Annotated in this window: 12 protein-coding genes and 1 pseudogene; 9 read left to right on the forward strand and 4 right to left on the reverse strand. The window is 60.7% G+C overall.

Annotated elements, in window-relative coordinates; all coding sequences use genetic code 11:
* Positions 1 to 95 precede the first annotated feature (95 nt).
* A pseudogene (locus FXV83_RS44365) lies at positions 96 to 302 on the reverse strand (IS5/IS1182 family transposase); the annotation flags it as partial.
* Between the two features lie 1,018 nt (positions 303 to 1,320).
* Between FXV83_RS44365 and FXV83_RS29875 the strand changes: the two are divergent.
* The 3 genes from FXV83_RS29875 (at position 1,321) to FXV83_RS29890 (ending at position 3,582) form a co-directional block, all read left to right on the forward strand.
* Positions 1,321 to 1,935, forward strand: a complete 615-nt coding sequence (locus FXV83_RS29875; protein WP_148743178.1) for a transglutaminase-like cysteine peptidase — start codon at positions 1,321 to 1,323, stop codon at positions 1,933 to 1,935.
* Between the two features lie 912 nt (positions 1,936 to 2,847).
* Positions 2,848 to 3,141, forward strand: a complete 294-nt coding sequence (locus tag FXV83_RS29885; RefSeq protein ID WP_148743179.1) for a hypothetical protein — start codon at positions 2,848 to 2,850, stop codon at positions 3,139 to 3,141.
* A 213-nt stretch (positions 3,142 to 3,354) separates the two neighbouring features.
* Complete coding sequence (locus tag FXV83_RS29890; RefSeq protein ID WP_235940301.1) at positions 3,355 to 3,582, forward strand: hypothetical protein; 228 nt, start codon at positions 3,355 to 3,357, stop codon at positions 3,580 to 3,582.
* A gap of 65 nt (positions 3,583 to 3,647) precedes the next feature.
* Here the strand turns inward: FXV83_RS29890 and FXV83_RS29895 are convergent, their stop codons facing one another.
* On the reverse strand, positions 3,648 to 3,989 hold the full coding sequence (locus FXV83_RS29895; RefSeq protein ID WP_148743181.1) for an H-NS histone family protein: 342 nt from the start codon (positions 3,987 to 3,989) through the stop codon (positions 3,648 to 3,650).
* 1,066 nt (positions 3,990 to 5,055) lie between these two features.
* On the opposite strand from FXV83_RS29895, the gene FXV83_RS29900 reads away from it, so the two are divergent.
* On the forward strand, positions 5,056 to 5,802 hold the full coding sequence (locus FXV83_RS29900; protein ID WP_148743182.1) for a LuxR C-terminal-related transcriptional regulator: 747 nt from the start codon (positions 5,056 to 5,058) through the stop codon (positions 5,800 to 5,802).
* A 12-nt stretch (positions 5,803 to 5,814) separates the two neighbouring features.
* On the opposite strand, the gene FXV83_RS29905 is transcribed toward FXV83_RS29900, so the two are convergent.
* On the reverse strand, positions 5,815 to 6,087 hold the full coding sequence (locus FXV83_RS29905) for a hypothetical protein (protein WP_187436260.1): 273 nt from the start codon (positions 6,085 to 6,087) through the stop codon (positions 5,815 to 5,817).
* Positions 6,088 to 7,528: 1,441 nt separating this feature from the next.
* On the opposite strand from FXV83_RS29905, the gene FXV83_RS29910 reads away from it, so the two are divergent.
* Both FXV83_RS29910 and FXV83_RS44375 read left to right on the forward strand, forming a co-directional pair.
* Positions 7,529 to 7,996 carry a phasin gene (locus FXV83_RS29910; RefSeq protein ID WP_235940306.1) on the forward strand — a complete coding sequence of 156 codons (468 nt, stop codon included), beginning with the start codon at positions 7,529 to 7,531 and terminating at the stop codon, positions 7,994 to 7,996.
* A 113-nt stretch (positions 7,997 to 8,109) separates the two neighbouring features.
* Positions 8,110 to 8,310, forward strand: a complete 201-nt coding sequence (locus FXV83_RS44375; protein WP_148743185.1) for a hypothetical protein — start codon at positions 8,110 to 8,112, stop codon at positions 8,308 to 8,310.
* On the opposite strand, the gene FXV83_RS29920 is transcribed toward FXV83_RS44375, so the two are convergent.
* Positions 8,271 to 9,059: a Crp/Fnr family transcriptional regulator gene (locus tag FXV83_RS29920; protein WP_187436261.1), complete on the reverse strand. Its 789-nt coding sequence runs from the start codon at positions 9,057 to 9,059 to the stop codon at positions 8,271 to 8,273. The genes FXV83_RS44375 and FXV83_RS29920 overlap by 40 nt on opposite strands.
* A gap of 472 nt (positions 9,060 to 9,531) precedes the next feature.
* On the opposite strand from FXV83_RS29920, the gene FXV83_RS29925 reads away from it, so the two are divergent.
* From FXV83_RS29925 to FXV83_RS29940, 3 genes are all read left to right on the forward strand, one after another.
* Positions 9,532 to 10,380 (forward strand): copper chaperone PCu(A)C, encoded by an 849-nt coding sequence (locus tag FXV83_RS29925; protein WP_148743187.1) that lies wholly within the window; start codon positions 9,532 to 9,534, stop codon positions 10,378 to 10,380.
* Positions 10,381 to 10,489: 109 nt separating this feature from the next.
* Positions 10,490 to 11,017, forward strand: a complete 528-nt coding sequence (locus FXV83_RS29930; protein ID WP_235940307.1) for a DUF2478 domain-containing protein — start codon at positions 10,490 to 10,492, stop codon at positions 11,015 to 11,017.
* Between the two features lie 1,019 nt (positions 11,018 to 12,036).
* The gene (locus tag FXV83_RS29940) at positions 12,037 to 14,358 is read left to right on the forward strand and encodes a molybdopterin guanine dinucleotide-containing S/N-oxide reductase (RefSeq protein ID WP_148743189.1); all 2,322 of its coding nucleotides are present in this window, start codon (positions 12,037 to 12,039) and stop codon (positions 14,356 to 14,358) included.
* Positions 14,359 to 14,475 lie beyond the last annotated feature (117 nt).

A 14,475-nucleotide genomic window follows, 5' to 3' on the forward strand; every position in this document is an offset into this window, starting at 1 on the left:
ACAGATATTAATCGGTTAATTTGATGGAACAATTGATGTTCTGCACTTCGGTCAATCAATTGTTATCGTTACGTTTTTTCTGTTTCGATTGGTGAGGCATTGTGGCCGCGATAGCATTTGTGGAGAACGAAGCGCTCGATGATGTTGCCGATCAACGCCTCCATGTCCGAGATGACGGATGGCTCATAGGGGTTGCCGGGTAGCGCCTTCACATGGGTGACGAACTAACCGCCGCAGGCGTGCGCCAGCGTGGTGGCGACAGAGACCTTGACGCCGAACTCACGAGGCCGGTGCGCCTTGCCTGCGACCAGTCCGTCGAAATGCGTGGCGACCGTGGGCTTGGCCAACAGATGCGTCAAGTCGGCTGGAACGAGCCACGAACCAAGATGCCTTACCAGCTTGGTTCGAGGGCTCGTCCGTAGGCTTCTGGTTAGGCCGAGCCACTGTGGGAGATGGCTGAGTGGTCCTGGCCATATGGCCCCCGCGTCCTGGCCCGCCGCAGTAAATCCCGCGCGTAGTCGCGGACCGATAGCGGAGGATTGCCGGCAAGCGAGGTTGCCGCTTGCTCGAAAAACCGTCCACTTAGCACGTCCATTCGCTTGGCGCGCAAAGTCGCCGCTGTGATGAAGATAAGCACCGAGGCTTCAGCGCCTAGAATGACGACCAGTTCATCTAGCATGTGCCATCTCGGTTCCGCCGCAGGAAACGTCGTTCGCATACGGTTGCCCCGCGATTGGTTAAATCAATCATTAAATCGCGAGCGCCGTTAAATTTGTTGCATTAATTGTGATGCGAGAATGCCTGTCAAACCAGCATGCCTCTGGCGCACCGCCAGCGTCAATCGTGTCGGTCTGCATTCCTGAACCGTGCGTGCAGGGCTGTCGCGAGTGAGTTCGCCTAGCAATCGCGGAAACGACTATTCTACTCGTCAGCCGCGCCAGATCCCATGCGTGTGCGCTGACCGATCGCTGCAAACGCCTGTCGCCCGGACGAGTGAAAATCCCGTCCAAACCGACGGAGCGCCCGCGCGGACGCATTGCAGATGATGGCCGACATAGCGCGAGGGCGGGAGTCCCCTTAGACGCGCTCACACGCTCCCGCAGGGTCCATGGACGCGACTCGCTGTCACGCTTGTCGAGTGATTGGCAGGCTCCTCCTGGGGTCTAAATGGTCATTTATTTAATTAATTAAATAACCATTGATAATTAAGTCAAATAATATTAAATTTAAAAGCAATATTATTAACTGGCGCGGTACGGACTGTGGCCGCGCTCCCAGTGGATCCGAACCTCGATTTGGCGTTAGCAGGGGGATCGGCAGATGTATCGAACCTCGGGCTCAGTCATCTCGATGGCGGTCGCGGTCATGATCGGAGGAATTCAATGGGCGAGCGCAGGACGCGTGGGCGCCCCGGCGCTCCTGCAGGCGGCCCTTCGGCACATCAAGCTGGGAAGCCCGACGCTACCGCCTTTCGCGTACACTGTCTTCTGCCTGCGTAATGAGGCTGAGTGTCGCTCGCGACGCTCGTTCCGGGGTGGGCCGATCCGGCTGACCGAGGAACGGTGGGCGGATCTGAAGGAGATCAATCGGGCGGTCAACTTGGCGATTGCGCCGTTGCGCAACGAACTCGGCCTTGCAGGCGAGGAGTGGATCATCAACCCCGATCGCGGTGATTGCAACGACTACGCGGTGAGCAAGCGTCACGAACTGCTTCGGCGCGGCTGGCCGGCGCGGACCCTGTTATTGAGCGAAGTGATCGTCAGTTCCGGAGAGCATCACTTGGTGCTTCTCGTACGCACGCGAAGCGGCGATCTCGTGCTCGACAATCTTGCGCCGCAGATCACGCCCTGGTCGCGGGTCCCCTATAGCTGGGTTCGTGTACAAATGCCCAGTCATAGTCGGCTGTGGGCGGCGATCGGCGGGAAAGGAGCATGAGACCCCTCACTGCGCTTTGTGATGACTGCGGTCACCTCGACAGAAAGACAGCGGCTATTGCGTGGGTGCTGCGAGCCCTCCACCGCAGGACGAGCCGCAAAATACTCGTCAGTTGGCGACCAGCCCGCGTTCAACTGGCCGCTGCTGCCTGCGCTATCCAAAGAGGGCTATTCGCTGACCTTCCCGCACGACGAGGCTTTCCTGTCCGCCGATAGGAGCGTCGGCCGAGCGCAGTCCGGTCGGCAATGGGAAGCTTCACCTGACTGAAAATCAGTTTGCGGACGACGCAATCATCTTCGATTAGATCGCCAGCACGTCGGTCCGCTATGCGGCCGGGCAGGGGCCTTGGGTGGAGATGTCGTGGAGCGGCTTCCGCGAGCTCGGGCTGTGATCAAAGCCGTCCGGGGCTCCATTCCTGTGCATCGAGCCATGGCGCGGTTGTGCGAGCACCACGACCTTCCACGATGAGCTCACACCAAACCCGGCGCTATCGCGCCGGGTGCAAAGGAGTCGCTTTCGTTTCGCATTGCGGTCGGGCTCGGGATCTCAGTCTGATCTCTCGCCGCCGCTGACGCATCGATACACCTACGAGCCGCTGGTTCCGAATCTCGCGGAGAAACCGCGTGCGCTTTGTTTGTGCGGCATTGAGCAGGCTTTCGAACAGGACGAAGATCTCGCGCGCCTGCACGTAAACTTCGGTATTGATGGCGTGCTGATCGAAGGCAGACAGCGAGGCGGGTGTCGATCTCGGCCGCAGCGATGGGATCAATCCGCCATGGGCCTGGAGGGCTAGTCTCGAAGCACCGCGATGGGCCCTACCGCGGCGGCCGGCAAAAGCATTGGTGAAGAACCGGACTCATCCGGCCGTGTCCTGGGAGTTTTGACCAGGCACAACTGCTTTAGAGAATTCAGATGACGGATAGCGACGCCATTTGGCGCGAGAATTTGCAGAACGCATGGGCGGCCCTGCGGATGATCCGCGAGACAGTCGAGACGCTCGGGCCTCCCGGCATTCTGATCTCAGAGGAGGAGGTTCTAGCGCAATACGGCCCCGAGCCGATCCATGAGGCAACTGCAATAGTGGCGGCGCTCACCACGTTACTTGGCTGGACTGTTCAGGCAGCGGAGAAGGCCCGCCAGCGTGTGGAGTCCTATATATTTATTGGCCAGAATTCGGTAATTCAGATGGGGCGTAAAGATCGGTGATCGCGCCACCATATGGGCAAATTCGCTGGTCAATAGCGATATCCCGAGGCGCCAAGACATTATCGCTGTCTCGCGCGGATCCAGCATTCTTCGAGGACCAAACGGGCTGGCAGATTAAATTCGCAAGCTGCAAATTTAAATCATTCAATTAACACATTTAAGTTGAGTTCCGCCGGGTTCTGGCATATTTTGTCAGCTGGTTGTTGCAGGACGATGTCGATGGCTCACCTTGATACCGAGAATGAAGATCGTCGCGAGTTCTTGAAGAGCTGCGGAAAATTTGCCGCCGTTACCCCTCCAGCTATGACGCTGTTGCTTTCCACGTCTCTGACCTCAACTGCCATCGCTCGTTCGGGCGCTCATATTGTGCATGGCAACAATGGCCACGGGAATGGGGGCGGTGACGGCAGTCGTAACGGTAAGGAAGATCGCGATCGCTAAAGGTTGCGTCCAAACGGACAGGCGCGCCATTGCGCTGTAAACGCCGTCGCGGCGACGGCCGGGGCTCAGCCCGTCCGGCGGCGCGTTTGGCTGGATGAGCGTTTGATCAACAGATCGTTCAGCTTCTTGCCAGCTCGAATCTGCGCTTTCAGCCATCGGGGTTGCTTACCGCGACCGGACCAGGTCTCGGATGGGTTTTTCGGGTTCTGATACTTCGGCAGCACTGGCGGGTAGGGACGGCGCGCACGTTCCTCGTTGGGGGCCCCGGAAGTGCCCTCTATCCTGCGAAGCCGCTCTTCGAGCTTGGCTTTTTCCGCGATCATTCTCCGACTAAGAACAGTCGTCACCTCATCGTAAAGCTGCCACAGCTCGGCTGTGGTCGCGGAAGCCCACTCGTCCTTCTCCATGGAAGCCGTCCCCACTACTTCCGATTTGAAATAGGAGGGGGGCTTATCAGGTCGAAGCCCGGTCGGGCAAGCCTGATCGGCTCGCGCGCAGGACGCCAGTGTGCACTGCGGTGCTTCTTGATGCTACCGGCCGGGTCCGCACGTTCGACCGACCGGTCGCCTCCCAGCCGGTCTCCGCCGGCGGACCCTTCGCATTGGACCGAGCAAGCGCTGCTCGGCCATCAACACGCGACTACGTAAATTCTGCAATTCGGTAAATTGAACGATCAGAGCTTCATGCGTTTGCCGCAAAACAGCCGAAGAATACATGTGACCACCTACTCATTACCAGCGATGACCCGTGACTGCAGATTGAAGTTGCTGGGTGAGCGAAAATGTCGCCCCAACTTTGCTGACCAGGTTTTCATCGGTGCTACTATTGAAGCAGAGCAGTTATCGTTCGAGACGTCTGATCAATGGTTGGAAAAAATTCGTGCCCCTCATTTTTGAGCCTCCCCGCCTGGCACGCGACTGAGATCAGAAGGATTCCAGCCGCTGTAGCGCTTGATGATCAGCCTCGTATTAATCTCGATGAATAGTATTACTTTTTGCACCTCCTCTTCCTGTTCTGGGTTCGAGGCTTTTCAGATTGCCTCGCTCCGGCGAAAATTTGTCGAATGTTAGATTTGAATCGTGAATATCCCTATATACCGTTCGTAATAAGTGGCCGGTAACGCATTAGATGGATGTTAACCAATGCTGACTGAGCAGCCGATGACTGCACAGATAAATCTGTGGGAGAGTTTGCAGAGCGCAGCAATCTAGCATTGCGGGAGGGGCGCTGTTTTGTCAATGAATCGGCTATTTCGGTTTTTCCATGAGGGGCCGCATTCCTACGGTGCTGCACGCATTCTCCAAGCGAGTTACAGTGATGTGGCCATCATGCGTTGCCGATGCGTGCCGTGACGAAATTGGTAGTGCGAAGTTTTTTGGCAGAATGGATTGGTCATGCCTCCCGCGCGTCTCTTAGAGAGAAGGTTGGATTAAACTGCTGCATGGGGGGTTGTTGGCGATAGGCAAGGGAAGCATGCGCCGCATCAGAATCGTCATCGCGGATCGGCACCCGATCGTCTTGCAGGGGATCAGCAGCGTCCTTGCGACGCAGCACGATTTTGCGATCGTGGCCTCCTGTGGCGATACTGCAGGCTGCATCGAGGCGATCCGACTTCTTGTGCCGGACATTGCACTGCTCGATATTGCAATGCCCAACATCAGTCGGCCGGACTTCCTTGCTCTCGCAAACACCGCTGGGCAGCGTACCCGGGTCATTTTCTTCGCCGATAAGGCCGGCGATCGAAAGCTGCAAAGGCTGGCCACGGACGGCGCCTGCGTCGTCCTCACGAAGGATACGAATCCGGAGATGTTGGTCGCGACCCTGCGGAAGGTTGCGGAGGGCCAGGGACTGGCATCGCGGTCGCCGAGCACGGATGGGGAGGTCAGCTGGGAGTCTCGCGCGGGTGAGGAGAGGCCTCTGACACAACTCACAGACAGGGAGCGGCAGATCATGAGGCTCGTATCGGAGGGGCTGTCCAACAAGGAGATTGGGCGTCGCCTGAACATTGCCGACGGTACGATCAAAGTCCACCTTCATCACATCTTCCAGAAGCTGGATATCAGCAATCGGACAGTTCTCGCGGCATTGGCAATTTCGCAAAACGGGCAGCATGTGGCCCCACCTGAACTCGACCGCTCCGTCCTACTACAGCGGGATCCGGCAGTTCGAAATGACGAGGACGTCAAGCGCGACAATGTCCTTTCGGAACGTACGCGTTAGCTGGAAAGCGCATCATATTGGGCGGTAAGGATCGGTTGCAGCGCCCAGATGCTCGGCCATGTGGCGGCAGGCTCCTTCGGCCTCGGCGAACGTTCGGAAGGGCGAGCCGCTGATCTTGATCGCGCCATTGTTCTGGTAGAGCGGTCGCCAACTCGCCAGGTAGCCGGAACGTCCGTGAAAGCCCGGACCGGTGGGGCTCCCAAGGCTGATCACAAACGAGAAGCCATCGCCGCTGGCGCTCCAGATCTCCATGTTCGCGACGGGCCGGTGAAATTGCAGTGGCATCGCAATCATCCACTCCAGTTGTGCGCTGCCCAAGATAAATTAGAAAGATATATATTAAATAATGGTTTGGGAGTCCAGATTGGGCGCCGGCGCCGGCGAGGGCTAGAAACTCGAGGGTCATGGGAATGATAGCGATCCATCCGGCGCACGCTCGACAGCTTCCATCATTTAAACAAAAGTTCTGGTTGAAAACATATTTAATATATAATACGACTGAAACTAGATTTAAATCTGGGAGAGCGCATCGTGACCCGGGACGGCAATGAAGATGACGACCGGCGGGCATTCCTGAAAACCTGCGGAAGATTCGCGGCCGTGACACCCCCCGTCATGACGCTGCTGCTGTCGACCTCGCTGACCTCGGCAGCCATCGCGCGTTCAGGTGGACAGAACGGAGCAACGCATAGTGACGACAGGGGCCAGTCATTCTTCGACAACGATCGTCCGTCTTCTGCAGCGTCGGGGTCCTCTGGCGGCGGGTCCTCTGGCGGCGGGTCACCCGGAGGTGGTGGCGCATCTGGGGGGCGCCCTGGTGGATCATCTGGTACTGGAGGATCATCCGGCGGTGGCGGCGGATCGGGCGGAGCGGCCGGTGGCAAAGGGCCTTTCGCGACGGGGGGGAACTCTGGAAGCCCGAGCGCATATGGAGGGGTCGATTGTGCAGATGAAGAAGACGAGGAGCGGAAGCACAACCCCGAATGCGAGCGAGACACCACTCGAGTTTCGAGCGCAACCGGCTCCGAGCATTAACATGGCGCGTCCCGCTATCAGCGCATGCCGAACAGCCTGGCCCGAAAGGGCGCGTGCCGCGCGCCTGGACGCATGAGTACTTTCTTAACGCGCCGCCGCATCGTTACTGGCGATGCGGCATCTAAAAGTTAGTCGCGTTTTTCCCGATGATTGCATATTTTTGATTGCATATTGTTCCCGGCCATTAAAGTTGGGGCAATTCTCCCAGACATTTCGCTAGGAGACCTCACATGAAAATGTGCGCTCGAGTGGACAACCCCGTTGCTGTTCTTCGCCAGCGTCTCGAAGCGCTTGCCTCCCAACTCGCAGAACTTGAAAGTCTCAGAGACCGAGTAGGTCGAGAAGAGAACCGGCAGCGCGAGCTGCGCCAGTCGGGCCATCTCGGACGGCGAGCGAGCTCAGAGTGCAACCGAGCGGTCGTTGCAACTTCGCAGACGCAGAGCTCATGCCTGCCACTTGGTCGCGATAAATCGAAATTTTTTCAACGAGCGTCCGAAAGCGAACGGATGACGCGACTTTGATCGATCATAGTCGGCTTCGGCCTTGGGGTGTCGGTTGATCCGCAGCATCCCACGTGCCGAGAATAGGGCACTGGTTTCCTGGCGCAGCGTGCGGTGGGAGACCTCGGGGAGTTCTTCAATCCATTATCTGGTTTCGCTTGAAAGGATGAAAGCTCGTGAATGATACCAATGTGAAAGTCGAAGCGCGTGCCGATTCGGTAAATGGGAGTACGAATGGTGCAAATCCGAGGTTCGATTTACCGCTGATAAATCTCCAGGAATTCTTCCGCAATTTCGCCGAGCAGGGCACCACACGGGCCAAGGATAATATCGAGAAGGTGAAAGCGGCCTCCGAAGAGGTCAGCGAGGTTGTCCGCGAAGCCTGTTTCAAGAGCGCCGAGAGCGCCGCTGATTACGGCGCCAAGGTCATCGAGATTTCCAAACACAATACCAGCGCCACGCTGGAATTCATGTCCCAGCTCGCTGAGACCCGGTCGCTGCTCGATATCGTGAATCTTTCGGCTACTCGAAGCCGCGAAGCTTTCGAAGTCGCCACCGCACAGAATCGCGAGCTTTGGGAACTCGCGCAGAAGGTCGCGACTGAGACGACCGCTCCCATGAAGACCAGCTTCAACCGGTTATTGCACAGGCCCGTCTGAACTGAGGCTACCGGCCGCGTGGATCGGCTGGACCAGCGTCTCAGAAGAAGGCGCGGTCCAGCCGATGGCGGACCGGCATGCTCAGAGTCCGCAAAAGGTTGCAGGAAATCAAGATGGGTATGGTGATGATCAAGTGCCCGGAAACGGGCGACGCCATTTCGACGGGTATCGAGACCGATCGCGAAAGGTTCCGCTGCAGCGCGGTATTCTTCTCGCGCACCTATTGCCGGGTCTGCGCGGCTACCCACGAGTGGTTTGCGAGAGAGGCTTGGGTCTACGAGCCTGCCCTGGATAGTCGCTTGCCGGGCGGCTGACAGGCGTCTCGCGTCGGCGCGGCGTGAACACGCCCTGCTGAGCCCTGCGAAACGATCCGATCGATCCGGCGGCTCATCACCTTGTAGCACTCGCATGCTACGGCTTCGAGTCGCGGCCGATCAATCTCGAGCTGACCGCGCCGGTTGGATTTCAACGCTCTCGACGCGCGCAACGCGCTCACGACATGCGTGACGGTGGTGCGGCGGACGCCCAGTAACTCCGACATGGTCTCTTGCGTCAAAGGGAGGAAATTGCCGTCATTCGTCCGGTCGTGGATGTGAAGCAGCCAGCGCGCCATCCGGGCCTCGACGGAATGCAGTGCATTGCAGGCCGCGACGTGCTGAAATTGCGTCAACAGCGATCTCGTGAAGATATGCACCATGGATGCGATCGCGGGGCTGCGACCCAGCGCCGGCAGAAATTGCGCCGCCGGGATCTGCAGCAGGGACCCTGGTACGCGGGCGACCGCCGTCAGGGGTGAGCGGGATGCGCCAAGCGCCGATGTCAGACCGATGGCCCCCTCATGGCCGATCACCCCCGTGGCGACAGTCTGCCCATTCGGCAAGTCCACGATAAAGGCGATCGCGCCACTACAGGGGAAGAGAAGGTGCTCGATCCGGTCGCCCGATCGGACCAGCACTGCGTCGCGCTCGAGCACGACTTTCCGTAGATGGGGTGCAAGCAAAGCAAAATCTGCCGGCGGCAACGCTGCTAACAAACGATTACCAACTCTGGTCGCGTGGTCCATCACGGGATTCGCCCCCGAGGGATGGCCGGTGCTGGGACCGTACCGCCTGGCGCCCTGCACAACTCAACGGTGGTCCAACCGGTCCCCGCGGATATTGTTCCTATTGTGGAGGCGTGCGTGTGCGACGGCACGGCAACGCATAATCCCGTTAACTCCTGCGGCCGGCTCCAACTGGAGACCGGCAGGCTCGCGAGCATCGCAGCTGATCTTGGCCAAGCCTATCGTTCGGCCGGCTCCTCAGGAACCGGAAAAGAGTGTTGTCGGAGGGGCCGCTATATGCCCATGCGGCGGCGGATACGGATACCCATTTTCGGCGGAATAAGCTCAGGGGCCGACCCAAGTTTGTCGAGCCTTAGCCACTGACTCGTTCCCGTTTGCGCTAGGGCAATATCGGGACCACGCATCTGAGATAATCCGGGCTCGATGCCGCCGAATGCTCTCGCTGGTGTCGGATTTGATCGGAGACCGCGCCATGCTCTACCAGCTGCCAAGGATCATGATCGTTGCCTCCGCGTTGCTTGCCTTTCCCGGCGCCACGGCGACGGCCGCTCACGACGTCGCCATCAGTCAGGCCTGGAGCCGCGCCACTCCCAAGGGAGCGAAGGTTGCGAGCGGCTATCTCACCATCGAGAACCATGGCGCGCAGTCCGACCGGCTTTTGTCGGCATCGAGCCCGGCGGCGGCCAAGCTCGAGATCCATCAGATGTCGATGCAGGATGGCATCATGACGATGCGTCCGCTCGACGACGGATTGGCGATCCCTGCGGACGCAATTGTGACGCTCGCTCCGGGCGGCGATCACATCATGTTCGTCGGATTGACCGGGCCGTTCGAGGAGGGCCAGCGCATTCCGGTCTCGCTGAACTTCGCGCGCAGCGGCAGGATCGACACAATCTTTGAGGTGGGCAGCATCGGCGCCAAGGGTCCGAGATTACAGATTGCGTCGATAGAACCGCCGCCCGTCGCGGCTGCGTCGCCGGTAAAGGCCGCCCCTGTCGATGAATCGTTCTTTACCCATATCTGCGGAACGCGGGTGATGGCTGATGTGACGATCACACCGGGCCGCAGAGGTCCTGTCGAGGTTCTGGTGCAGCTCGAGGACGGCGACGAGAAGCCGCTGGCGGTCGTTGCGCTATCTGTAACGCTGTCCAACCCCGACAGGAATATTGCACCTGTCACCGCCGCAGCCGAGCGGGTCGCTGCGGACAAGTGGCGGGTCCGCATGACGGCGGCATCGAGCGGAAAGTGGTCGCTGTCGCTCGGCATCGACATGAAGAAAGACGACCGGATCGATATCGCCGCTCCAATCCTCGTTGAGTGACGATTGCGAAGGCACATGCCGCCCCTGATCAGTCAACAGCCAGTCCATAAAGGTGAACCGCGTGCCCGCCAGTCCTTCCATTTCCAGCTTTGAAGCTCGGTCTTCGCGTGTGTCGCTTCTGACCGCGCTCGTCTATCCGCAGAACAACTATCCCGCGTCGGCGTTCGAAGCGCTCGTCGCGTCCTGTCGTGGCCGCGGCCTCGCGCTCGCGGGGGTCTTGCAGCACGTGGTCGATGCTGCGCCAGAGCGGCGATGCGATGTGGTGCTCGAGGATCTCACCTCGGGGTATCGCACGCCGATATTCGAAGATCGGGGCGCAGGGGCTTCGGGCTGTCGGCTTGACGAGGCGGCGCTTGCGCATGTTGCCGCTCAAATCGAAAGAAGCCTCGACTGTTCACCCGACGTGCTGGTGCTCAATAAATTCGGCAAGGCCGAGTGCGATGGGGACGGGTTGATCGAGCTGATCGCCAACGCGATGGACCGCAACATTGCGGTTGTGATCGGCGTACCCCAGAGCAACCTGCCGGCATGGCGAAGTTTCGCGGGGGAACTTGGCGCGGAATTGTCCGCCGACTCGCGCGAGATCGAAAGGTGGTCGGAGGACTTGCGCCAAGCCCGGCGGACGACGTCACGGTAATCGGCAGACAGTATCAACCGGAAGCGCAGCTCGCTTGGACGGCCCTCATGGTTTGCACCCCCGTCGCGGGTGCGAGTCAGGGACGCGCGTTTGGAAAGCAAGAAGGGACTCCTGCGATCAGGAGCACTGCCTGACACCTGCCGATGCAGACCCGCTTATTTGCTGGGGCTCCCTGGCGCAGCCGAACCCGTAGTCACGTTTGAAGCACTGTTCGGGGCGGACGTTGTCGTTTGCGGACCTACGTCGCGTCCATTGTAGACAGCAACAATGAGGATAACAGCGATCACGAGCGCTGCGCCGGCCGACCACGCAATGGCACTGTTCGCGGGAGCCCGGCTGCTCCCCCGCGCAACTTGCCGATTGGCAGCTCCTGTCCGCCGCTGCGGATCATCGAGATCCTGCGCCGCCTCCGTATTTCGATCGAGTTGAGCTCGCTCGCTTCGGCGTAGATGGCCCGACCTGCTCATGCCGTACAGGATCGCCCCTCCCAGCACAAAGGCGCCAAGAAACAAGATCCACACCATCGTAGCCGAGGTGTCACCGAGAAGCATGCCAACGCCGCTATTGCCCATCTTGATCGTGCTCCGAACTCTCCAACTCGCTAAGTCGCAAGCGTTTCCGCTGGTTCCTATCTCGTCGCCAAAGGCTCGCGCGATATTGTTCGGATGCATCACAACGACAACGAGAGGATGGGTCCGCATGAGGGGTGCATGGTGCCCCTGGCCACCGTAGTCGACGACGGTGTCGATCGCCATGTCGGCGGCCTTCGTGTGGGGGCCTACGACATCCCGGAAGGATGCATCGCCGGCTACTATAGCGAATGCAATCCTTCGGACACTGCGTTGAAATCGTCCCGTAGCGGACGCCCCCCGGCAGGACACGGACCGTCCGGCGCGCCCGGCGGTTTCGTCAACCCTGATCCCGACGACATGGGCAGGTTGGATCGGTATAGTGCCATCCGAACTGCGACGGGAACGGCATTCCTGCCTTCCCCCTTGGGCTGGAATGAGGACGAGACGATGGACGACACGATTGGCTTCTCCGACCCCGGCCTCGATCTGTCGGACGGTTTTAAGCCGCACACTTCGCATTGGGGCGTGTTTTCGGCGCGGAACAGTGAGGCCGGGCTGGAGGTCAGGGCGTATGCCGGGGATCCAGATCCGAACGGCATCATCGACAATTTTCCCGGTGCGCTGCGCCACCAGGCGCGCATCAGCCAGCCGGCGATCCGCCGCGGCTGGCTTGAGCGCGGTCCCGGTCCCGACGATCGCCGCGGCCGCGACGAATTCGTCTCCGTCAGTTGGGAGAAGGCGCTCGACCTCTTGGGGGACGAGCTGTCGCGGATCCGCGACACGCGCGGCCCCGGCGCCGTGTTCGGCGGTTCCTACGGCTGGTCGAGCGCAGGCCGCTTCCATCACGCCCAGAGCCAGGTTCATCGCTTCCTCAACATCGCGATGGGCGGCTATGTGCGCTCGGTGAACAGCTACTCTTCGGGGGCATCCTCGGTGCTGCTGCCGCAGATCCTGGCGGGCTATGAGGACATCACCAAGCGCAACGTCACCTGGGAGCAGATCGCATCCGAGACCGACATCGTGCTGGCGTTCGGCGGCATGGCGCTGAAGAACTCCATGGTGGCCGGCGGCTCGATCAGCAAGCATGTCGAGCGCGGCGCCATGGATGCGGCGCGCCGCCGCGGCTGCGAGTTCATCCTGGTCAGCCCGCTGCGTGACGATCTTCCCGTGGAAGCCGGCGCCGAATGGCTGACTTGCGTGCCCGGCACCGACACTGCGCTGATGCTCGGCATCGTTCACACGCTGGTGGCTGAAGGTCTGCACGACCAGGCCTTCCTCGATCGCTACACCGCGGGCTGGCCGGTGTTCCTGCGCTATCTCACCGGCGAGAGCGATGACCAACCCAAGCACGCCGAATGGGCCGCCGCGATCTGCGGCGTCGACGCGGGCGCGATCCGCAACCTCGCGCGCCGGCTTGCCGGAAAGCGCGCACTCATCACCGTCTCCCATTCGCTGCAGCGCGCCGAACACGGCGAACAACCTGTGTGGATGGGCATGGTGCTGGCGGCGGCCCTCGGCCAGATCGGCCTGCCCGGCGGCGGCTACGCCTATTCGCTCGGCGCCATCGGCTATTACGGCCGCCGCGTCAACGACGTGCCGGGGCCGACGCTCGGGCAGGGCCGCAACGGTGTTGCCGATTTCATTCCGGTGGCGCGCATCGCCGACATGCTGCTCAATCCTGGAAGCACCTATCGCTACAATGGCGAGACGCGCACCTACCCGGACATTCGCCTTGTCTATTGGGCCGGCGGCAATCCATTCCATCACCATCAGGACATCAACCGCCTGCGCAAGGCGTTTGCGAAGGTCGACACACTGGTCGTGCATGAGCTCGCCTGGACCGCCACCGCCCGCCACGCCGACATCGTGCTGCCCTCGACGATGACGCTCGAGCGCGAGGACATCGGCTACTCCAGCAACGATCCCTTGATGGTCGCCATGCACCGCATCGCCGAGCCGTTTGGGCTGGCGCGCGACGACTACGACATCTTCGCCGATCTCGCCGACCGTCTCGGTGCCCGCAAGCCCTTCACCGAAGGGCGCACGTCACGGCAATGGCTGGAGCATCTGTACGAGCCGACCCGCGCCTCGCTCAAGGCGCGCGGCCTCGAGGCGCCGAGCTTCGCGGAATTCTGGCAGCGCGGCAGCCTGGTCGTGCCGCAACAGCCCGACGACGGCGGCAGGCTGCGCCGCTTCCGCGAGGATCCGGTAGCGCATAGTCTGCCGACGCCGAGCGGACGCATCGAGATCTTCTCGGCCAAGATCGCAGGCCATGGCGATGCGGATTGTCCGGGCCATCCGGTCTGGCTCGACAAGACCGATATGCCCAAGCCAGAGGCGCCCTGCTTCCTCGTCGCCAACCAGCCGGTGACCCGCCTGCACAGCCAGCTCGACTTCGGCGGATACTCGCTTGCCGCAAAACATCGCGGCCGCGAGGTCGCACGCATGAACCCGCGCGATGCGAACGCGCGCGGCATCGCCGACGGAGACATCATCCGCCTGTTCAACGACCGCGGCGCCTGCCTCGCCGCTGTCCACGTCACCGACGGCATCGCGCCCGGCGTCGTCCAGCTTCCGACCGGCGCCTGGTACGATCCGATGGACCCCGAGGACGAAGCGCCGCTTTGCGTTCACGGCAATCCGAACGTCCTCACCGGCGACGTCGGCACTTCGTCGTTTGCGCAGGGCTGCACGGGACAGCTGACGACGGTGGAGGTGGAGAAGTTCACTGGCAATCTGCCGCCGATACGCGCGTTTGATGCGGTGTAGGGGACAGTCCAGGACGTAGCCGTAGCCCGGATGGAGCAAAAGCGTAATCCGGGACCGCTCGGTCGGCTGCGGCACTTTCCGGATTATGCTTCCGCTCCATCCGGGCTTGTATGGGGA

It is taken from the genome of Bradyrhizobium hipponense (assembly GCF_008123965.1).
Lineage (GTDB): Bacteria > Pseudomonadota > Alphaproteobacteria > Rhizobiales > Xanthobacteraceae > Bradyrhizobium > Bradyrhizobium hipponense.